This is a genomic window from Bradyrhizobium sp. URHD0069, from assembly GCF_000701345.1.
Lineage (GTDB): Bacteria > Pseudomonadota > Alphaproteobacteria > Rhizobiales > Xanthobacteraceae > Bradyrhizobium.
Genome location: NZ_JNIJ01000043.1, coordinates 37,621 through 59,208 on the forward strand (window position 1 = coordinate 37,621; position 21,588 = coordinate 59,208).

The following is a 21,588-nucleotide window of genomic DNA, read 5'->3' on the forward strand; positions in this document are numbered from 1 at the left end:
GCGTTCACGATGCTCTGGCCAAGGGACGGGGTCCCCGCTAAGATAGTCGCATCTGCAACTATCTAAACTCCGCGCAGGTTCGCCCGTCAACTCAATTTGGAGCGATTTTTGGCAACAGCGTTTTCAAGCGGCCGCATGCCCCGGACACGATCCGGGGTGGGTACCGGTTCGCGTGGAGAAAACCCGTCCAAAAGAGGCTCCAAACTCGACCTGTTCCGGTTTGTACCGTTCCGCCTGAACCGGCTGGCGGCCGAGGTCTCCGCTGCGCTATCCGGCGAGTATCAGGAGCGCTACGGGCTCGATATTCCGGAATGGCGCGTGCTGGCGACGCTCGGCTTCCGCAATGACGCGTGCAGCGCGCAGTATATTGCGCATTGCACACGAACGCACAAATCCACCATCAGCCGCGCGGTTACGGCACTGATGAAGCGGCGGCTTGTGGAGCGGCTCGAGAATGAAGATGACCGCCGCGAGTTCCAACTGCGCATGACGCGGAAGGGCAAGGCGCTGTACCACGAACTGATCCCGCGCCTCTTGCGCAAAGAGCAGGAAATCCTGTCTTGCCTCTCCGCGCAGGAGCGCAAGGATTTTGCGCTCCTGCTCGGCAAGGTCGAGAAGGGTCTCGGTCTGGTGCAGACCCGCAAGGAAGCCAGCAAGACGGAAGCGTATTGAAAGGCGCATGCGCGACGATTCAACGCGCGTCATTCGCCGATGTGCAGTTGCACCTCGTGGAGGTCCGCCGGAACGACAGTCAGGCCCGATCGATATGCTTGGCGATCACCGGAAAATACGCAGCCCCCGAGCCTGCATCGATCGCTTCCCGCAAAACCTTGCCGATCAGTTCGGCGCCGCGGATTTTGATGCCGGCGTCCGCAGCCAGCTCCAGCGCGTAGGACAGGTCCTTGAGCGCATACTCGGTCGAGAACGCGCGTTCGGGAAAATGGCCCGGCACGATCGCCTTCATGCCGTGATTGCGCAGCGCAAAACTGTCGGCGGAGCCTTTCGACAACGTATCGAGCAAGAGCGCCGGATCGACGCCGTTGCCCTTCGCAACCGCGACGGCTTCGGCCAGCGCGTTGACGGTTTCGAACAGCACCATGTTGTTGAGAATTTTCGTCACCTGGCCCGAGCCGACATCACCGCAATTCGTGACGTCGGTAGCGAAGCAGCGGATCAAGGGCTCGATCGCGGCGAATAATTTTCCCGACGCGCCGACCATCACGCTCAGCGTTCCATCCTGCGCGGCCTGGCGCGTGCGCGCGATCGGCGCGTCGGCCCATGAGGCGCCGATGGCCTGCAACTGTTTCGCGAAGTCGCGCGTCTGACCCACTGATGAGGTGCCGAGGTCGACGACGACTTGTCCTTTGCGGATGTTCTTCAAAACGCCGTCGCCTTCGAATACCGCGCGGACATGTTTCGCGCTGGGCAGGCACAGGAATACGATGTCGCTGTTGCCGACGACGTCGGCCACTGAACTCGCAACGACGGCGCCATCGTCACGCAGCCGCGCCAGCGGCGCCGGTGAAAGATCGAACGCGAGCACACGCGCGCCGCTCTTGTTGACGAGATTGCGGCAAATCGGCTCGCCCATCACCCCGAGACCGATGAAGCCGATGTTGTTGTATTTGATCATCTTTTGGCTTTTTCGAGGGCGATTTCGCGAAACGAGCGAGATGGTTGCACGTGCAACGAATATGAGTCGACCGCGTCGCTGGCGCGCGGATAGATCTCGGTCACGATCGGATCGTGTCCGGGGATCACGCGATCGACATCGCCGGCCAATCGCGCCACGATGTCCCAGCCCTCGAACATGTCGCCGAGATTGTAGAGGATCGGAAACGGGCTGCGGCGGTGCATGTTGGCGTAGTAATGCGAGGCGTCCGACGCCAGCACCACCGGCCCGCGCGCGGTCTCGACCCGCACCACCTGCAAGCCGTCGGAATGGCCGCCGACCCGATGCAGCGTCACGCCCGGCGCCACCTCGCCGTCGCCCGAATGAAAGGTCACGCGTTCACTGAAGACGTGGCGAACCATCAGCGTGACATGCTCCACCGAAAACGGATGCCGCAGCACGCCGTGGCACATGCAGCGCCCGGTGGCGTAGCTCATCTCGCGGTCCTGCAGATGAAACCGCGCATTGGGAAACAGGTCGAGATTGCCGGCGTGATCGTAATGCAGATGCGTGACGACGACATCCCTGATGCTCTCGGCCTTGACGCCGAAGCGCGCCAGCGCCTCGACCGGATTAAGCGTCAGCTTGCGGCTTCGCGCCTGCGCCTCCGCCGCGTTGAAACCGGTATCAACCAGAATATCGCGGCCGCCGCCGCGGATCAGCCAGACGAAGTAGTCGAGGTCTTGAGCCGCGGTCTCGTGCGGGTCCGGCAGAAAGTGGTTCATGTGCGGCGTGCGCGGCGACATCGTCGCGTAGCGGATGGCGTAAATCTCGTAAACGTTTCCCATCGGGTTTCACTTTTTATTTGTTGCGCTTTTTCTTTGTTGCACGATCGGCCGATGCCAGCAGCAAGCCACCGTCATCCCGAAAGGTCAAACCCGTCCAAAAGCGCCCTCATGGATCGTCTGGTCCCGGATTGCGCGGAGCCTGTCATCGGGTGGCGCCTTGCGCCGACCCGCTGGCTCCATCCGGACCATGATGCTCCTGCCGCGTTATTCCGCGAGCCTGTTGCGGTTAATTGTCGCGATTGCCGGCGGTTTTCCAGACAGTTGACAGGGCTTGCGTAGCCGGTTTGATAATGCAGGTTGCGTAGAGTAAGGTCGCCGAGGCGCAAGCTGGGATCGGCGCCCTTTAGGCTGGACCGCCGTCTTATGAGAATTCGCCTCGCATTACTTTTGATTTCGATGCTGTCGCTCGCGCCGATCGTCCCGTCGATCGCTGCGGGCGCCGACCGTTTTGCGCTTGTCATCGGCAACGCGAAATATCCCGACGCCGAGGCGCCGCTCAAGGAGCCCATCAACGACGCCCGCGAGATCGCCGACGAGCTCAAGCGCGACGGCTTCAACGTCGAGGTCGGAGAGAATTTGACCGGCGAAGCGATGCGCCGCGCCTTCGACAAACTCTACGGACGCATCAAGCCGGGCTCGGTGGCGCTGATTTTCTTTAGCGGATTCGGCATCCAGTCCAGCCGCCAGAGCTACATGATCCCGGTCGACGCCCAGATCTGGACCGAAGCGGACGTTCGCCGCGACGGTTTCAGCCTGGAGACGGTGCTGGGCGAGATCAACAGCCGCGGCGCGGGCGTCAAGATCGCCCTGATCGATGCCTCCAGGCGCAATCCGTTCGAGCGCCGGTTCCGCAGTTTTTCGGCTGGCCTCGCCCCGGTCATTGCGCCGAACGGAACGCTGGTGATGTATTCGGCGGCGCTCTCTTCCGTCATCGGCGACAACGGCGGCGATCACAGCCTGTTCGTGCAGGAGCTGTTGAAGGAAATTCGCGTTCCCGACCTGATGGCCGAAGAAACGCTCAACCGAACCCGCGTCGGCGTCACCCGCGCTTCCCGCGGCGAGCAGGTGCCGTGGATCTCGTCCTCCCTCGCCGAGGACTTTTCGTTCAGCCCGGGCGGGGCGCGGCCGACCGCTCCCACGCCGGGTCCGGTCGCGGCGCTGCCCAAGCCGGCGCCCGCACCGCCGCCGCTGCCGCGCGTTGAACCCGCGCCGCCCAAGCCGGTCGAAGCCAACATCCCGCCGCCTGACAAGCCGGCTGACAAACCGGCGGAAAAGAACGACGGCTCGACGGCGGCGGCGCTGGCCGATGATCCGACCATCAAAACGCTGACCGCCAAGCTCAACGACAATCCCGACGATGCCAACGCGCTCTATCGGCGCGGACAGGTCTATGCCAGCAAGGGCGCGTACAATCTTGCCATCAAGGATTTCGACAGCTCGATCAGGCTGAACCCCAAGGACGTGGAAGCCCTCAACAACCGCTGCTGGACGCGCACCGTGATCGGCGATCTGCAGGCGGCGTTGAAGGATTGCAACGAGGCGCTTCGGCTGCGCCCGAACTTCGTCGATGCCCTCGACAGCCGCGGCCTGGTTAACTTGAAGAGCGGGCTGACGAAAAACGCGATTGCTGATTTTGACGCAGCCCTCAAGATCAATCCGAGACTGACGTCCTCGCTGTACGGCCGGGGCCTTGCCAAGAAACGCAACGGCTCGGCTTCGGAGGGCGATCTGGATATCGCCAATGCCAAGGCCATGGATCCCAATATAGTTAAGGAATTCGCCGACTACGGGGTGCGTTGACAATAAAATTGAGGATGACCGGCGCTTCCTCGAACCCTCGGACGGCTGCCGCAGACAAACACGAAGTCGCCGATGGCCGCGACCAATAGTTCGGCGGCTGGGGTGCAAACTAATTGGAACCGCGCGGGGGCCGCGCAGGAGGGATTGGCGATGTTGAAAATGTCTGGAACGAGAAGTCTTGCCGCGATCGTCTCGGTTGTGACGATAGGCGCCGCGCTTTCCTTTGGCGTGGCAAGCGCCGTCGCCGCCGAGGCTGTCACCGAAGATCAAATCGTCCGGGCACTTGCGCCGGCCAACAAGCCGCTGACCAGAGGCCTGTCGGCCGGGCCGCAGGCCGATCCGGCCGCGACCGCCGCCGAGGGACGTCTTGTCCAGAAAATTCGTGGCCGGACCACGCGCTCGCTCTCGGTCAGCGAGCGTGAGGAAATCGCCACCCTTGCCAAGGACAAGCCGAATATCGATCTGGAAATCACCTTCGATTACAACTCAGCCAATATCAGCGCAAAATCGCTGCCGTCGGTTCAGGCCCTGGGACGCGCGCTTTCCAATCCCGATCTGAAGGGCTCGACCTTCATCGTCGCCGGCCATACCGACGCCGCCGGCGGCGAGACCTACAATCAGGACCTCTCCGAGCGCCGCGCCGATGCCATCAAGCGCCATCTGACCGACAAGTTCGGCATCGCCGGCAGCGACCTCGTGACCGTCGGATACGGCGAGACCAAGCTCAAGGATCCGGGCAACCCGATGGCGGAAGCGAACCGCCGGGTGCAGGTCGTGAATATGGCGAACAAGACCACCGCGTCGAAGTGAGTGGTGGCGTTGAGAACAGTTCTGCAGCATCCATGCGTCCCGCATCCCTGCGGGACGCAGTCGTTTTTGAATTGCGTCATCCCTGCGCAGCGCCTTCGCCGTTGTCGCTGGAGGTGCGTCCTTCGAGACGGCCGCGTTGCGGCCTCCTCAGTATGACGGGAAATGCAGATCGTCATTGCGAGGAGCGACTTGTCCGCCGTAGTCCAACGAGCGAAGGCGGAAACGACGAAGCAATCCAGCTCTTGTTTTCGCGGCCGTGGATTGCTTCGCGGAGCCCGTCATCGTGCGGCGCTTCGCGCCGACCCGTTGGCTCGCAATGACTGTTGTTGAGCCACTATCGTATTCCGACCTAGCACTGGATTGATCCGCCGATGAAGTTCTCTCAATACCTCAAGCCTGCGCTGGCGACGATCGTCTTTGTTGCGCTCGGGGTCGGATGGTATTGGTACGAGTCTCGTCCGCGGGCCGAGGAAAAGGAAACGCCGAGCAACGCGCTCGTCGTTGTGGCGAAATCCACCAATGCCTGTTTCTCCGACATGGTGCGCGTTACCGGCTTTATCGTGCCGCGCCGGGAAGCCGTGGTCGGGGTCGATCAGGAGGGCTCGAGGGTTACCGATGTTCTGGTTCGCGAAGGCGACACCGTCACCGAAAATCAGGAGCTGGCCCGGCTGACGCCGCCGCCGGCGCAGCTCGGCGCCGGCGCAAGGCCATCGGGATCGATATCGTTGCGCGCGCCGGCGGCCGGCCTCGTCACCGAGGTCAAGACCATCGTCGGCGCGCCGGCCTCGCCGCAGGCCGGGCCGATGTTCCGGATTTCCGTCAACAATGAAATCGAGCTGGATGCCGAGGTACCGGCGGTCCAGATGCTGAAACTCAATCCGGGCGCGACGGTGCGTGTAAGCCGGGACAATGTGCCTGACATGGTCGGCCGCGTCAGGCTGGTTTCGCCGCAAATCGATCGCACCACCCAGCTCGGCCACATCAGGATCTCGCTGACCAACAATCCCTCGCTCAAGGTCGGCATGTTTGCGCGCGCCAATATCGACGCCAGGCGCAGCTGCGGCGTCGCCGTTCCCAAGACCGCCATTGACCATCTGATGGTTCAGGTGGTCAAAGGGAATACGGTGGAGACGCGAAGGGTTCGGACCGGACTGGTGTCCGATACCGCTATCGAAATCCTGGAAGGCCTCGACGTCGGCGAAATCGTCGTGGCCGACGCTGGCAGCTCGCTGCATGACGGCGACCAGATCAAGACCGTATTCGCCGAGGACCTCGATCGAACGCGGGTACGCTGATGGCTCTCAATATCTCGGCGTGGTCGATCCGAAACCCGCTCCCCTCCATCGTCTTTTCGATCATCCTTCTGGTGTTGGGCTGGGTCAGCTTTACCAAGCTCGCGGTGACGCGCCTGCCCAGCGCCGACATCCCGGTGATCTCGGTCGCGGTGTCGCAATTCGGCGCGGCGCCGGCCGAGCTGGAATCGCAGGTCACCAAGACCATCGAAGACGGCGTCTCCGGCGTCGAGGGCGTGCGGCATATTTCGTCGTCGATCACCGACGGGCTGTCGCTGACGACGATCCAGTTCGCGCTCGAGACCAACACCGATCGCGCCCTGAACGACATCAAGGACGCCGTCACGCGGGTGCGCGCCAACCTGCCGCAAAACGTCACCGAGCCGCTGATCCAGCGCGTCGACGTGATCGGGCTGCCGATCGTCACCTATGCCGCGATCTCGCCCGGCAAGACGCCGGAGCAATTGTCCTATTTCGTCGACGACGTCGTCAAACGCGCGCTGCAGGGCGTGCGCGGCGTAGCCCAGGTCGAGCGTATCGGCGGTGTCGAGCGCGAGATCCTCGTCTCGCTCGATCCCGACCGGCTGTCGGCGATGGGGCTGACCGCCGTCAATGTCAGCCAGAGCCTGCGCGGCACCAATGTCGACCTCGCCGGCGGCCGCGCCGAAATCGGCAAGAACGACCAGGCGATCCGAACGCTTGCCGGCGCCAAGACGCTCAACGATCTCGCGGGAACGATGATTCCGCTGTTTGGCGGCGGCGAAGTGCGTCTCGACGATCTCGGCACCGTCACCGACACCATCGCCGATCGCCGGACCTTCGCCCGTTTCAATGGCGAGCCGGTGGTGGCGCTGGGCATCAAGCGCTCGAAGGGCGCCAGCGACGTGGTGGTCGCAGCCGCCGTGCAGAAGCGGATCGACGCGCTGAAGGTCGCCTATCCCGATGTCGACCTCAAGCTGATCGACACCTCGGTGGAATACACCAAAGGCAATTACGAGGCCGCGATCTCGACGCTGTTCGAGGGCGCCATTCTCGCCGTCATCGTCGTGCTGCTGTTCCTGCGCGACATCAGAGCCACCATCATCGCCGCGATCTCGCTGCCGCTGTCGATCTTCCCGGCGTTCTGGGCGATGGACATGCTCGGATTCTCGCTGAACCTCGTCAGTTTTCTCGCGATCACGCTGTCGACCGGCATTCTGGTCGACGACGCCATCGTCGAGATCGAGAATATCGTGCGCCACATGCGGATGGGCAAGTCGCCCTATCGTGCAGCACTGGAGGCCGCCGATGAAATCGGGCTTGCCGTCATCGCGATCTCACTGACCATCATCGCGATCTTCGCGCCGGCAAGCTTCATGTCAGGCATCGCCGGGCAGTTCTTCAAGCAGTTCGGCATCACCGTATCCGTGCAGGTGTTCTTCTCGCTGCTCGCCGCCCGCTTCGTCACGCCAGTGCTGGCCGCCTACTTCCTGAAAGATCATCCGCATGAGGACCCGCCGCCGGGTCGCATATTGCTGGCCTATACCAGGCTGGTGACGTGGTCGGTTAAGCATTACCTCATCACCGTGCTGATCGGCTTCGGCATTTTCGCCGCCTCGATCTGGAGCATCACGCTGTTGCCGCAAGGCTTCCTGCCGGCGCAGGACAGCGCGCGCTCGCTGCTGGCGATGGAGCTGCCGCCCGGCACGCAGCTCGCCTACACCGAAAAGGTCACCGAGGAAATCGTCAGCCGGCTGCGCAAGCGGCCGGAGGTGAAAAGCGTGTTCGTCGACGGCGGCCGGGTGCCGCCCGGCACGTTCGAGGTGCGCCGCGCGGCGCTGATTATCAACTATACGCCGAAGACCGAACGCAAGATCACCCAGCGCGAACTTGAACTCGAGATCAGCCACGAACTCGAAAACGTCCCCGATATCCGCTTCTGGTTCCTCGACGAAAACGGCCTGCGCGCGATATCGCTTGTGGTCACCGGCGCCGACAGCAACATCGTCAACAACGTTGCCAGCGAGCTGGCGACCCAGATGAAGCGCATCCCGCTGATCGCCAATGTGATCTCGGAAACCTCGCTCGACCGCCCCGAACTTCGCATCCAGCCACGGGCGGATCTCGCCGCGCGGCTCGGTGTCTCCACCGAAAGCCTGTCGCAGACCATCCGCGTCGCCACCATCGGCGACGTCGGCCCCGCGCTGGCGAAATTCGATGCCGGCGACCGGCTGGTGCCGATCCGGGTGCAACTCGAAGACGGCGCGCGCGGCGACCTGCGGCTGCTCGAGCAGTTGCGGGTGCCGTTGGGTCAGCACGGCGAAAAGGGTGGCGTGCCGCTCTCCGTGGTCGCCGATATCAAGCTCGACCAGGGCCCGACCAGCATCAACCGCTACGACCGGGAGCGCCAGGCCACCGTGGCGGCCGACCTCGTCGGCTCGGCGGCGCTCGGGGATGCCACCAAGAAGATCTACGACCTGCCGGTGATGAAAAGTCTGCCGAAGGGCGTCAAGGTCAGCCCGTCGGGCGACGCCGAAAGCCTCAATGAACTGTCGGAAGGCTTTGCCCACGCCATCACTGCGGGCCTAATGATGGTCTATGCGGTGCTTGTGCTGCTGTTCGGCACGTTCCTGCAGCCGATCACCATCCTGTTCTCGCTGCCGCTCTCGATCGGCGGCGCGATCGCGGCGCTGCTGGTGACCGGCAAGCAACTGACGACGCCGGTGTGGATCGGCATTTTGATGCTGATGGGCATCGTCACCAAGAACGCCATCATGCTGGTGGAGTTCGCGGTCGAATCGATCCGCGAAGGCAACCAGCGCGAATTTGCGATCATCGACGCCGGCATCAAGCGGGCGCGCCCGATCGTCATGACCACCATCGCCATGGCCGCCGGCATGATACCCTCAGCGCTGGCATTCGGCGCCGGCGGCGAATTCCGCTCGCCGATGGCGCTCGCCGTGATCGGCGGCCTGGTGTTCTCCACCCTGCTGTCGCTGGTGTTCGTGCCGGCGATGTTCATGCTGATGGACGACGTCGGCGTGCTGATCTGGCGTTTTGCCAGCAGGCTGATCGTGTCGCATGGGGAGACGGAGGCCGCGGCGGATCATAAGCCTGAGCACAAACCGCCGCCGAAGGTCGTGCATTCGCCTGCGGCGGAGTGAGGGGCGGCTCGGAGATTTTTGAGGCGAGCTCGGTACAGTTGGGTTGGAACCGCTGCCGAAGCGCCTAACCGTTGATAAACCTAAGGAATTTCCGTGCTCCGGATTGGCGTTTGTAGCACTGCTTTGTATTAGATCAAGCGCAATGGTTCACCGTTACTCATGCTTTGGAAGTTCTGAGAGCCTCGGGATTGTTGCTATCGGCGGGGCGAGAAGAAGCCGTTCGGACGGCTGGTGCGTGGCTGTTACAACCATGCGGTTTGTCCACGTGACGTATCGGTCGTAGGCGGTCACGGCTTGGTCAGGTAATATAAACAGCGTGCCAGCAAGCGCCGTAATCTCAAGAACCTTTCGGAGACTTGGGAGTTTGGGTTGGCTGAGTGCGTTGAACGGGTCTTCATCGGTATCGTTGAGCGCCTCCATTTTTCGGTCGAATAGAAGCAGTTCTTCAATCGCCCTCTCATGTCCAAAGTATTTGAAGTACTGCAAAACAGTGCGAAGGCGTACCAAGCCATTCTTTAACGGGGCTTTCTTCCAACTACCTAGCGGATCGTCTTCCAACGCGCGGAGTGCATCGTCAATTTTATCAATGAGGTGTAGACGCTCCGGATCACTGACAACTCGTAAAGGCCGATGTCTTCGGGCGGTTTGTCCAAACCACATGAGCGTCCTGATGTTTGCTTCGGGAAGACAGGACGCCCTCGTGCTGTCCCAAACCGTCACCAACTGCCCCGGCCCGAACAACTTGGCAAAGGATTTCGTAGCGGCCACAACGTCGTTTCTGAGACTGTCGTCAAGTTCCTTGTCCTGTACCCTCCGAGCAAATTCTTCGACGACGTGTATCCGGTTGCGAAGGACTGACAGCAGTTCAAAGAAGATCGGGCCAGCGGGATCAACGTCAAAACATTTCGCAAAGCCGACCAACACATTCTGACCTTTGACCCTATCTGCGTCGAGTATGGCCCTGCCAACATCTGCAAGCTCCTTAGAGCCATCGGTCAATTCAAATTCTTTCAGCACTTCCAATCCTCACATTTCGTGGACGCCGCGCGGGCTAAATCGAAAACATATTGTAAGTCGCGTGTAACCTCACGAGCTTCGCCGCGTGAGGTCTACGGAAATTCGCGCCGCGACGATCAGCTTCGAAGAAGTTGCAGTTCTGAACGTGGGCAGAGGACAAAATGGCATTGCGGAACGTGGCATTAGAAAAAGTGATGTTGATCAACATGCACCCAATCAAAGTGGCCCCGGAAAAATTGGTCCGCGGACATTCCATGGAGAGACGCTCCGCTAGAAATACAACCAGAGAAGTCCGCCCCTTCTGCGTTTGCATTGCTGAGGTTTGCGCCTGAGAAGTCACGGCCTGCCAACTGACGTTTCGACAGGTCAGCACTCGCGAAGTCACAGCCGCTCAAATCGGTGGCTCCCGTCTCCAGCAAATTCATGTCGTCAGAATTAGCCATCTCTCGCCCCTTATCTCTTCCGCGCCATACGCACGGCGCGACCGCGTTTCGCTAAACCGCAGGGACGCCGGTCCGAAGCGTCGCGTTCAACACGTGGATCGCTGCAGTGGTAACAGATTGCCTGCGGCCCCGCTCAGGCAGTTTAGCGGGCTCACACGGTTATTGCCCTCAATTTCATAAGTTCGTTCTCACCGTAGGGAGTAAGAGTCCAATAGCGCTCTCGATCCGTAGGCGCGTGTTTACGGGAGCTTTTGGTGATCAACCCGAGAGCCATCAACTGTATTTTGATGGTGTCGAAAGTATCATCCGAAATTATGAACAACTGGGCATCTTCAGGAAAGTTGACCTGTTCATAACGGATAAGTTCCTGAGCAAGGCGAGCTTTCATTTGAGTTTCCGAAGCCTCTTCCATGAGTATTGGACCCAGCTCAAAAAACAAATTGTTCCACTCAAATAGAAACTGTGCCGGATATTTCGTAAAGGACGTCGGCAGCTCGTAGTACAAAGTTACTGCAAATTCGGCAGTGCCTTGAGCGTATTTTTCGGTGTTCTTTGGCGCACTCGTTGATACCGAACTTAACTGAGCATTCAGTCGGTCAACCTCCTGTCGCATTCCTTCCAAAACCGACGGATCAGCGGCCCGGTCTGCGCGGACCCATCCCACTTGCGGATTGCGTTTCGTCTCTGCCGAAATGGATTGGATCACTGTCGCTTTCAGATCATCCGGATTTTTCCAGAACTTAATGTGCTTGTTCGTTCCCACCTTCTTCTTGAAACTGTTAAGGCGCTCCCTCAATTTGTCATCTTGGTCTGTTTTGCCGGATGGTATTTCTTCAGGCTTTGCATGAACGAATGCCAACACAGGCTTTCTTTGAGCGACGGCGTGGTCGTATTCCATTTCGGTGTAGCTAACGCCTGCGTCACTGGTTGTGCCGTAACGCCCCCCGATAACGAGCACATAGTAGTCGCTGTCATCAATGACGCCCTTGATCAGGGCCCATTGGTCGTCGTCGGAAGCAGGGAAAAGCTCCATTCCCGCCGGAAAGTGGTCAAGGCTCAAGAGAGCCTGCATTACAGCCTGCCGCTCTTCCTGAAGGTCCGTGAAAGTAGAGCTTACAAATACCTGATAGCGCTTATCCATTTGAATGTTTGCCAGCTACAACTATCTTCGAAGAATGTCTGTGTAGCGCCCGGGCGGCGCGCCTTTGCACTATCAATTAATCAATCTGTCAGCAACCTCAGCGCGCGGTGAAACATAAGCTCTAGTATTGTTTAATCCTAAACGGCCGCGCTCTGAAAGATGTTCAACTTGAACCCTCCGGCTGGTCTTCGGCCAGCCACCCTCCCCACTGAAAGGGGAGCGATAGGAAAGCAATGCCGCGAGCTAATCCACATTCACAAGGGTCATCATTCGCCACTAGGTCGGCGTAGCGCGCCGCCCGATGACAGGCTCCAGCGGATAAACCAGTAATCGCCGACATCAGTCGTCATGCGCGGGCTTGACCCGCGTATCCATCGCTCTTCACAAAAAGCTTTTTCGAATTAGATGGATGGCCGGGTCAAGCCCGGCCATGACGAGCGAAAAATTCGACCGCGCTGTGCGCCACATCAATACTGATCAATCGCGCCGCCGCGGCGTACTGGATGCCCCGCTGGAGCTGTCATCGGGCTCGCCGAAGGCGAAACCCGGTGGCGGGGCATGACGATGTGGGGAAACGCGCGCGTTCCAGGCTTTTCAGCACAGTGGCTTCATCGTTCGACACGGCGCTTCGGACCAGTGTGATGCTGATATTGACTGAAATGCGCCCTCTCGCCCCGCACACTGAGAATGAGTGGAGAGGGTCTATGCCTGGCCACGGCGGGTGGCAGCCTACGGATGCCGGTCAATAATGTCCGTTGTCAGATCATCTTGCCGACAATCGCCGCCATGTCTGCTGCCGAGAAAGCTCGCAACGATTCGGTGCGGACGTTGCCGAGCGCGCCAATGCTCAAGCTAAGCGACATGGCGGAAGACTCATCTGGCGCTTCGACGATTGTCACGACGTCATACCGTCCCTGCGTCCAGAAGATGTCCTTCACGGTCACTCCAAACGTCTTCGCCATTTGCTTGAAGGCATCTGCCCGCTTCGGGGAATCCTTCGCGTTGCGGATTCCTTGATCGGTGAACTTCGAAAGCACGACATAAGTTACCATGGTCATCCTCCCTGGTTAGGACCCTGTGCAACTTGGCATGAGGAAGTCGTGCTGTGCTTGCCACAGCATGCAGCGTTGATTCATATCATAGTTGGCCCCGGCATGCATGGCCGGAAGGTCGACGTCGAGAGGCGCGCGGCGGCCGCTCCATGTTCACAACTGTCATCATCCGCCACCGGGTCGGCGCAGCGCGCCGCCCGATGGCAGGCTCCAGCGGATGATCCAGTAATCACCGGCATCAGTGATGAATCGCGCCGCCGCGGCGTACTGGACGCCCCGCTTTCGCGGGGCATGACGGCTCTGTGAGAGCGCGCGTATTATACGAATGCGGGCGCGCCGGGACGACATGCGATCTGGGAGAACGTGCGCTCTAGCTAGACGCCGCCGCGCCGCTATTCGTTCCTTGCCACCGCGGTCAGCTTGGTCATGTTCTGCAGCAAAATTCGCCCGCGCTGCAGATCCAAGATGCCGTCCTTGCGCCAGAGTTGCAGCTGGCGGTTGACGCTTTCGCGCGCGGCGCCGACGAAGACGCCGAGCTGCTCCTGCGAGATGTGCACCTCGGAGCCGAAATCCGACGCCAGCGCGCAGAGCCTTCGCGCCAGGCGAACCGGCAGCGGCTGCAGCACGGATTCTTCCATCCGCTCGCTCATCCAGCGGATGCGCTGGCACAACAGCTGGATGATCTTGATGGCGACGCGGGGTTCGCGCTCGAGATGGGCGAGGAAGTCGTCGCGCCGCAGCACGAACAATTCGGTCGGCTCGCCGGAGGTGGCGTCCGCAGTGCGGCTCTGGCCGTCGAGCACCGCGACCTCGCCGAAGAGATCGCCGGGGCCGAGAAAATTCAGGGTCAGGCGGCTGCCGTCCGACGCCCCGGTCTCGATGCGGATTTGCCCGCGGCGGACCCCGAACAGGGCATCGCCGGGATCGCCTTTCTGGAACAGCATCTCGCCGGCGGCCAGATGCTGGGTGTGGCAAAGGTTCGAGATCCGCGACAATTCGTCAGGCCCCAGGTCCGCGAACATCGGATTCATCTTCAAAATGACCGCAAATTCGGCCGCTTTGCTCATTGCAACGCCTTTCGGTTCGAATCATCCAAATCGCGGAACTCGGCTTCGCCTCGAACTGTGTCATAAGTCACATAATTTTGCAGCCCTCCCGGACTATTTTTGGCGGCTTTGAGTCGCTTTCGCTTTCCGGGATAAGCTTAATGGGAATAGGCCGCGCCCGAAGGCGCGTGGCCTGAATTGGGCCGCGAGGGGCGGTTTGGAATGTCGTCATGAGAGCACTGAAAATCGCCGTCGCGGCCGTCATCGTGATCCTCGCGCTGCTGCTGATCGTCGGGATCCCCTCGGGCTTCCTGACCTCGGCGATCGAGGCGCGGGTCGAACGCGAAACCGGCTATCGGCTGACGATCGCGGGTTCGACCAAGATCGGCGTGTGGCCGTCGTTGAATGTGACCTTGCGCGACATCACGCTGGAAAAACCTGGGGATCGCGACACCAGCAACCGCGTGACCGTCGGCCGCGTCGAAGCCGACATGACATTGGCGAGCGTGTGGTCGGGCCAGCCGCACATCACCGAACTCAAGATCGATCGCCCGGTTCTGTATGCGCCGCTGCTGCGCGAGCGCACCCGCGCGATCGGTGCGCCGACGCCGGCGGGGTCCTCCGCTGACGCCAATGCCGGTTCGCTCGCGATCGATCGCGTGACGGTGAGCGACGGCGCGATCGTGATGTCCCATCCGCGCGACCGCGTGGAAAACCGCATCGAGGCCATCAACGCCGATGCAACGATCGGCGGCGATCGCCAGATAAAGATCACCGGCGGCGCCCGCGCCGGCGAGCATCCGCTCAAATTCGCTATCAGCGCGACAGCGCCCGCCCCTCCCGTGGGGCGGCAGAACATTCCGGTCGAACTTACGTTCGAGGCGCCGAGCGCCTTGCAGGCAACGCTGAGCGCGAAAGCCGAGGTCCGGCTCAACGGCCCGATCGTCTTGATCAACGGCGTGAGCGGTGCGCTCGGCGACAGCGCGTTCAACGGCTGGGCGTCGGTCGATGTCGCGAGCAAGCCGTTGGTGAAGCTCGATCTCGATTTCCAGCGGCTTAGCCTCGCGATGTCGAAAGCGCCTGCGGCATCGGGCTCGCAAGAGTCCCAGGGCTCAAAGGATTCTCAGGGCTCAAGACCCTGGAGCAATGCGTCGATCGACGTCACCGGATTGAACTATGTCGACGCCCAGGTCAGGATTTCCGCCGCCGAGCTCAATATCGGCGACGCGCGTTTCGCGCCGGTGGCGATCGATGCGGCGATCGACGGCGGCGTGCTGAAAACTTCGTTTCCAAATCTCGGCACTTATGGCGGCCAGGTGAGCGGCCAGCTCACGGTCGATGCGTCCAGCGGCAATCCGAGCTACGCGCTCTCCAGCGATCTCACCGGCGTGCGCGCGCTGCCGCTGCTGCGCAGCACCGCCGATTTCGACAAGATCGACGGCAAGCTGCAGGCGAAGATCGCGGTGCGTTCGTCCGGCTTAAGCCAGCGCGCGATCATGTCGAACCTCAACGGAACGGTGTTCGCCAATTTCCAGGACGGCGCGATTCGCGGCCTCAACGTCGCGCAGATGATCCGCTCGCTGACCTCGGGCACGTTGTCGGGCTGGCAGGAAGGCCGGGAGCAAACCACCGACCTCACGCAGCTCAGCGCATCCTTCCGCATCGAGAAGGGTCAGGCGACCACAACCGATCTCACGCTGGTCGGCCCGCTGGTGCGGATGACCGGCGGCGGCACCATCGACCTCGGCGGCAAGACATTGGCGATGCGGGTCGAGCCGCAGCTGGTGATGACCACCGAAGGCCAGGGCCGCACGAGTGATCCGCTCGGGCTCGGCATTCCCGTGGTGATCGACGGCCCCTGGGCCGAGCCGCGCATTTATCCGGACATCGCCGGCGTGCTGGATAATCCCGACGCCGCCTATGCCCGGCTCAAGGAGATGGGCAAGGGCCTGTTCGGACCGGGCGGCGGTTTCAGCGCACTGGGCGGGTTGGGCGGAAGCGCGCCGGGGGCCGGCACCCCAGGCGCAAACGGACCGGCCGGCGGCAGCGGACAGGCCGATCAGCTCGGCGAGCTCGGAAAAACCCTGGGCAATCTGCTGCAGCAGGGATTCAGCCAAGGCCGCAGCGTGGCGCCCAACTCCCCCACCCCGGCCGCGCCACCGGCGCCGGCGCAGAACGATCCAACGGCGCAAGCCCCCCAGGACAGCGAGCCGATGAACGACCTGCTGCGGCAGCTGTTCAACCGCTAGACATAAGCCGCCTTGTAGCCCAGCAAGGGGAGGAGGCAGTCCGCCCCGCCCACCCGCTCAAATTGTGCTAGACAGGCTGCGGCTGAGCGCAAACCGCTCGAGGGCGGTGCGCGTGTGCGCATAAGGGACTGGATGATCGGGACGGACAAAAGCTGGTTGTTCCGCGGGGGCCTGTTCGCGAAATACGTCATGGCGTTGGTCGGGCTGGTGGTGTTCGTGCTGGCCGTCAACGGCGCGATGGAAGTCTGGATCAGCTATCGCGGCACCAAGGCCGGGCTCACCGACGCAATGAGCGAAAAGGCCGAGGCCACCGCGCGGCGGATCGAGCAATCGATTTCCGAGCTGGAGCGGCAGATCAGCTGGGTGACCCGCGCCAGCGCCGTGACGCTCGAACAGCACCGCGCCGACTATGCCCAGCTGCTCAATCAGGTGCCGGCCATCAACCAGCTCTCTTTATTGAGCGGCAACGGCCGCGAGCAGCTGCGCCTGTCGCGGCTGACGATTTCGGTCGACAGCGGCGCGGATTTTTCCCGCGACGTGCGCTTTACCAGCACGCTTGCCAAAGTCGCGAGCTACGCGCCGGCCTATTTCAGAGAGCAGCGCCCGCTGCTGTCGATCTCGGTGTCGCATTCCGGCTTCAACGCCGGCGTCACCGTCGCCGACATCGACCTTGGTTTCCTGGCGGATTTTCTCGGCGAGGCGCAGGTCGGCAAGGCGGCCTATGCCTATGTGGTCGATCCGCGCGGCCGGGTGCTCGCAAGCTCCGCCAAGGGGCCGGAGCTGGCCAAGGATCTCTCCGGCCTGCCGCAGGTCGCGGCCTTGATGGCGCCGAAGGGCGCGGAATTGGCATCGGGCAGCAATGCCGAGGGTCATGCGGTGCTGACCGCGTCGAGCCCGGTGCAAAAGCTCGGCTGGTTCGTGCTGTTCGAGCAGCCGACGGCGCAGGCGCTGGCACCGATCCGCGATCAGCTGGTGCGGATCGCGCTTCTGATCGGACTGGGGCTCGCGGTCGCGATCCTCGCCGGAACGTTGCTGGCGCGGCGCATGCTGATTCCGATCACGGCGCTGCGCGCGGGTGCGCGGCGGCTCGGCGGCGGCGATTTCAGCCATCGCATCGAGGTGCGGACCAGGGACGAGCTGGAAGAGCTCGCCGATCAGTTCAACGGCATGGCCGGCCAGCTGCAGGAAACCTATTCCGGCCTCGAGACCAAGGTGGAGGAGCGCACCCGCGACCTCGCTCAGTCGATCCATGAACTTAAAGTACTCGAGGAAGTCGGCCGCGCCGTCGCCTCCTCGCTCGATCTCAACGCCGTGCTGCCGACGGTGGCGGCGCGCGCGCTCGAAATCACCCATGCCGATGCGGTCCTGATCTACAGCTATGACGCCGCAAGACATCAGTTCAACCTGGCCGAAGCGATCGGCATCGCCAAATCGGCCGAAGCCGCGCATCTTGTGATCGACGAGGGCGCGAGCGTGCTCGGCGAGGCCGCCACCAAAGGCGAGCCGATCGCGATCCCCGATCTCGCGCACGCGGCCGATCATCTGTTGCGCGATGTCGCGATCGCCGCCGGCTTTCATTCGGTGCTGGTGGTGCCGCTGGTCGACCAGAAGGGCGTTCTGGGATCGCTGGTGGTGCTGCGCAACAACGCCGGCGAGTTCTCGCCAAACCTGATCGGGCTGATGCGGACCTTTGCGCATCAATCGGTGCTGGCGATGCGCAACGCGCGGCTGTTTTCGGAAGTCGACCAGAAGGGCCGCGAACTGGCCTCCGCGCATTCGACCGTGCAGCAGCAGGCGGCAAAACTGCAGGAGCAGACCGACCAGCTGTTGAATTGGAACAGGTCGCTGGAGGAGCGGGTCGAAAAGCAGCTCGCGGAAATCGAGCGCATCCGCCGGCTGGAGCGTTTCCTAGCGCCGCAGGTCGCGCAGCTGATCGCGTCCTCCGACGGCCACGACGCGCTGCTCGACAGCCACCGCCGCGAAGTCACCGTGGTGTTCTGCGACCTCAGGGGCTTTACGGCGTTCACCGAGACCACCGAGCCCGAGGAAGCCATGAATGTGCTGCGCGAATATCACGCGGCGCTGGGCGAGTTGATTTTCCGCTACGAGGGCACGCTCGACCGCTATGCCGGCGACGGCGTGATGATCCTGTTCAACGCGCCGATCCAATTTGACGATCACACCCGGCGCGCCGTCAAGATGGCGGTCGAGATGCGCGACACCATCGGCGCGCTGACCGAGCGGTGGCGCAATCGCGGCCATAGTCTCGGCTTCGGCGTCGGCATCGCGCTCGGCTATGCGACGCTCGGCCAGATCGGCTTCGAGCAGCGGCTCGAATACGCCGCGATCGGCAGCGTCACCAATCTCGCCTCGCGGCTGTGCGACGAAGCCAAGGCCGGCCAGATCGTGGTCAGCCGCCGCGTCTACGGCATGGTCGAACCCTCCGTCGAAGCCGCCCCGCTCGATGATCTCAGCCTGAAGGGTTTCAATCATCCGGTGCTGGCGATGGAGATTCTGCGCTGGCGGGAAGCGGCGGAAGATGGCGAGGCCACGGCGCCGGCGGCAGCATCGAGGCGGAGGACGCAGTAGGGGATCGCGGGGCGCCACGCGTGATCGTCGTCCCGGCGAACGCCGGGACCCAGACGCCGTGTCGCGCGTTAGCAGGCGCGGGATGCTTGCTGAGCCATCGCGCCATCTCCCGTCAGGTTCGAAATCCGTGTAGGGTCGTGTCCGATCGGCTTTCATCGCTTCCTGACGAAACGGCCTAACGGCTGTGCAGGGGCGGGCTGAAGACGAAGGCAAAATGAACGACCGGCTTTCACTGTCGATATTCACCATCGAAGTTGACCGCAAGCCGACGCTCGTCTTTGAGGCCAAAAGATTCTCCGAGGCAGAGGTGATCTGCGCGGACGAAGGGCTGCGAGCCAGGCTGCGTTTGCTGAGGTCCAATGACGTCCCTCTATGCGGCGATGGCGCTACGATGGAAGTGCGGCTCGCCCACCCCGATGAAGCGGCTAACTATCGGCAGGCGGTTGCCGCGCTGCCATCGACCGGCAATCTCATGGTCGTCTATCTGGTTGAGCTGGATGGTCAGGATGGGCCGGAGGAACAGCCCAGCTCTTGATTTGCCGTTCAGCTGCCGGGCGGCACGGGCCGTGCCGAGGTTCATGCCATAAATCGGCGCGTCGATCGCCCCGCGAAGTGCTATGATACGATCAGGCCGTGGAAAATTCCGCGTCCACAATGCAACGCCTTCAAAACAGGGAGGAAAAGATGCCTTTGTTCATCTCGTATGCATCGTATTCCCATTCCGGCGTGAAGGGACTTGTCAATAAACCGCAGGATCGATCCGAAGCCGTCAAGAAAGTGATCGAAAAAGCCGGCGGCAAGTTGGTCGCACTCTACAACACAACGGGTTCAAACGATGTCGTGCTGGTTTCCGAGCTCCCCGATGGATCGGATGCGGTCGCTGTGGGAATGGCGGTTGCCGCAACCGGCGCAATATCCAGAATAGAAACCGTGCGCGCCTGGACGCCGGACGAATTCAAGGGCATCGCGGAAAAGGCGGCCCGGGTTGCCAGCGCCTACACGCCGCCCGGAGCCTGATCGCGCAATGCACGGCGTTAAGTGGCGCCGTGCATTTCGATCGCGGCCTATGTGCGTTTCAAACAGCCACAGACAATTGACAGGGTCGTCATACCCCGCCACCGGGTCGCGCGAAATACGTAGTCAATGTCGTCCCCGCCTAGTGCGCAATTGCGCACGGGGCGTGGGGACCCATACGCCGCGGCTTCTCGTTTCCATCGCTGGCGCTTCGGATTGCTGGATCGCCTGCTTTCGAGGTTGTGATCATATCTCCGACCTCATCCTGAGAGTCTGACTCAAAAAGCGGCCAGTAGAATAGGCCACTTCTCGTCATTGCGAGGAGCGAAGCGACGAAGCAATCCAGTAACAGCCATGTTAAATCCTCTGGATTGCTTCGCTACGCTCGCAATGACGGTCTCAAAACCGTTATTTTGTTGCATGCATTTCCGGTCATACTCTGAGGAGCGCGCCCTTGCGTGCGTCTCGAAGGATGGCCGCGAGTCCCTGCGTTGCGTCCATCCTTCGAGACGCTTGCTTCGCAAGCTCCTCAGGATGAGGTCGGTATCCTTCACACGCTCTTTCGCCGGCGATGAAGGCTGGGCGTGTGGCGCGCTCGTACTCAATGCACGCCACCGATTCAATTTCAGACAGCCACAGACAATTGACAAGAGTCGTCATACCCCGCGCATGCGGGGTATCCAGTACGCCGTGGCTCCTCGGTTCCATCACCAATGTCTCTGGAATACTGGATCGTCCGCCTTCGCGGACGATGACGTCGCGACGCAGCTGCGCGCTCTCGCGGCGCGATGCGCCCGAGTCGTGCATTGATCTTTCGCCCAGGAAAAACAGAGGGCGTGGGGAATGCCGGGTGCACGGTGCACCCGCAGCCCGTGTGCAATGTAGTAAGCACACGGTAGTCACCGCAGGTCACCGGAACACCCGGCATTCCCGCACGCAATGGTTTTAACGGCTTATATCGTGCTCTCCCCGGCGACGAATTCGTCTTGTCACCGTCGTCGGCGGATTGAAGGTTTTGTCAGAGCCCGGTTGGGCCAACGAAAACCTCCGCCGACTTGACACCAGCAACGGGTGCTAGGACCACACGGTTTTGCCGTACGAAGCAACATCGTTCGTCTGCGCGCCGCAAATCGCTCACGAGGTTCAACCCGCCCTGCGATTGCGAAATGCGCGCCCGACGCTGCCGCGTCCACCGCATCCCATGCCCAACGTCCGTGACGATCATGATACGCCCCTTGTGTCCAGAAAGTCTGGCAGAATGTGCGAACGGGCGGTTGCCCATCAACCGCCCGTTGCTGGAACTGAGCCCGTTACGCCCCAAAAGTGACAGAGCCTGTGTCAGAGCGAGGGACAGCTCCGGTGTCTTCCTCAACCCGAACAGTTGCAAGGGCTTTTAGCCCGTACCGAGCAAGGAAGGGAGTGGATGATGGCACAAAACGATCTCGTTGTCGTCGGTATCGATGTCGCGAAGAACAAGGTGGATGCATGCATTCGCGCGTTCACATTGCGCCAGACCTGCCCGAGCACCGCGC

At 61.8% G+C, this 21,588-nt stretch carries 17 protein-coding genes; 9 read left to right on the forward strand and 8 right to left on the reverse strand.

Annotated elements, in window-relative coordinates; all coding sequences use genetic code 11:
• Positions 1-135: 135 nt before the first annotated feature.
• On the forward strand, positions 136-672 hold the full coding sequence (locus N554_RS0123980) for a MarR family winged helix-turn-helix transcriptional regulator (RefSeq protein WP_029585815.1): 537 nt from the start codon (positions 136-138) through the stop codon (positions 670-672).
• A 79-nt stretch (positions 673-751) separates the two neighbouring features.
• Here the strand turns inward: N554_RS0123980 and N554_RS0123985 are convergent, their stop codons facing one another.
• Together N554_RS0123985 and N554_RS0123990 are read right to left on the reverse strand one after the other, a co-directional pair.
• Positions 752-1,633 carry an NAD(P)-dependent oxidoreductase gene (locus N554_RS0123985; protein ID WP_029585816.1) on the reverse strand — a complete coding sequence of 294 codons (882 nt, stop codon included), beginning with the start codon at positions 1,631-1,633 and terminating at the stop codon, positions 752-754.
• Positions 1,630-2,460 carry an N-acyl homoserine lactonase family protein gene (locus N554_RS0123990; RefSeq protein WP_029585817.1) on the reverse strand — a complete coding sequence of 277 codons (831 nt, stop codon included), beginning with the start codon at positions 2,458-2,460 and terminating at the stop codon, positions 1,630-1,632. The genes N554_RS0123985 and N554_RS0123990 overlap by 4 nt, the downstream gene beginning before the upstream one ends.
• Positions 2,461-2,823: 363 nt before the next feature.
• Between N554_RS0123990 and N554_RS0123995 the strand changes: the two genes are divergently transcribed.
• The 4 genes from N554_RS0123995 to N554_RS0124010 all read left to right on the forward strand — a co-directional run bounded on the left by N554_RS0123995 (position 2,824) and on the right by N554_RS0124010 (position 9,505).
• Positions 2,824-4,260: a caspase family protein gene (locus tag N554_RS0123995; protein ID WP_029585818.1), complete on the forward strand. Its 1,437-nt coding sequence runs from the start codon at positions 2,824-2,826 to the stop codon at positions 4,258-4,260.
• Between the two features lie 150 nt (positions 4,261-4,410).
• Positions 4,411-5,070, forward strand: coding sequence for an OmpA family protein (locus N554_RS0124000; protein ID WP_156042070.1), 660 nt, complete (start codon positions 4,411-4,413; stop codon positions 5,068-5,070).
• A gap of 371 nt (positions 5,071-5,441) precedes the next feature.
• Positions 5,442-6,365, forward strand: coding sequence for an efflux RND transporter periplasmic adaptor subunit (locus tag N554_RS0124005; RefSeq protein WP_029585820.1), 924 nt, complete (start codon positions 5,442-5,444; stop codon positions 6,363-6,365).
• Positions 6,365-9,505 (forward strand): efflux RND transporter permease subunit, encoded by a 3,141-nt coding sequence (locus tag N554_RS0124010; protein WP_029585821.1) that lies wholly within the window; start codon positions 6,365-6,367, stop codon positions 9,503-9,505. The genes N554_RS0124005 and N554_RS0124010 overlap by 1 nt, the downstream gene beginning before the upstream one ends.
• Positions 9,506-9,658: 153 nt before the next feature.
• On the opposite strand, the gene N554_RS0124015 is transcribed toward N554_RS0124010, so the two are convergent.
• The 6 genes from N554_RS0124015 to N554_RS0124040 form a co-directional block, all read right to left on the reverse strand.
• Entirely contained in the window at positions 9,659-10,522 is an 864-nt protein-coding gene (locus N554_RS0124015; protein WP_029585822.1) for a hypothetical protein, read from the reverse strand.
• 34 nt (positions 10,523-10,556) lie between these two features.
• Positions 10,557-10,778: a pentapeptide repeat-containing protein gene (locus N554_RS43130; protein WP_371259517.1), complete on the reverse strand. Its 222-nt coding sequence runs from the start codon at positions 10,776-10,778 to the stop codon at positions 10,557-10,559.
• Positions 10,705-10,965, reverse strand: a complete 261-nt coding sequence (locus N554_RS38730) for a pentapeptide repeat-containing protein (RefSeq protein ID WP_081851389.1) — start codon at positions 10,963-10,965, stop codon at positions 10,705-10,707. The genes N554_RS43130 and N554_RS38730 overlap by 74 nt, the downstream gene beginning before the upstream one ends.
• Positions 10,966-11,116: 151 nt before the next feature.
• Positions 11,117-12,106: a DUF4062 domain-containing protein gene (locus N554_RS0124025; protein ID WP_029585824.1), complete on the reverse strand. Its 990-nt coding sequence runs from the start codon at positions 12,104-12,106 to the stop codon at positions 11,117-11,119.
• A 758-nt stretch (positions 12,107-12,864) separates the two neighbouring features.
• Complete coding sequence (locus N554_RS0124035; protein ID WP_029585825.1) at positions 12,865-13,158, reverse strand: GYD domain-containing protein; 294 nt, start codon at positions 13,156-13,158, stop codon at positions 12,865-12,867.
• Between the two features lie 392 nt (positions 13,159-13,550).
• Positions 13,551-14,225: a Crp/Fnr family transcriptional regulator gene (locus N554_RS0124040; RefSeq protein ID WP_029585826.1), complete on the reverse strand. Its 675-nt coding sequence runs from the start codon at positions 14,223-14,225 to the stop codon at positions 13,551-13,553.
• 209 nt (positions 14,226-14,434) lie between these two features.
• Between N554_RS0124040 and N554_RS0124045 the strand changes: the two genes are divergently transcribed.
• The 4 genes from N554_RS0124045 (at position 14,435) to N554_RS0124060 (ending at position 20,059) form a co-directional block, all read left to right on the forward strand.
• A complete protein-coding gene (locus N554_RS0124045; RefSeq protein WP_029585827.1) occupies positions 14,435-16,453 on the forward strand; it encodes an AsmA family protein in 2,019 nt (672 codons plus the stop codon).
• Positions 16,454-16,585: 132 nt separating this feature from the next.
• A complete protein-coding gene (locus N554_RS0124050) occupies positions 16,586-19,042 on the forward strand; it encodes an adenylate/guanylate cyclase domain-containing protein (protein ID WP_029585828.1) in 2,457 nt (818 codons plus the stop codon).
• 214 nt (positions 19,043-19,256) lie between these two features.
• The gene (locus tag N554_RS0124055; RefSeq protein WP_156042071.1) at positions 19,257-19,577 is read left to right on the forward strand and encodes a hypothetical protein; all 321 of its coding nucleotides are present in this window, start codon (positions 19,257-19,259) and stop codon (positions 19,575-19,577) included.
• 149 nt (positions 19,578-19,726) lie between these two features.
• Positions 19,727-20,059: a GYD domain-containing protein gene (locus N554_RS0124060; RefSeq protein WP_029585830.1), complete on the forward strand. Its 333-nt coding sequence runs from the start codon at positions 19,727-19,729 to the stop codon at positions 20,057-20,059.
• The last annotated feature ends 1,529 nt before the right edge of the window (positions 20,060-21,588 follow it).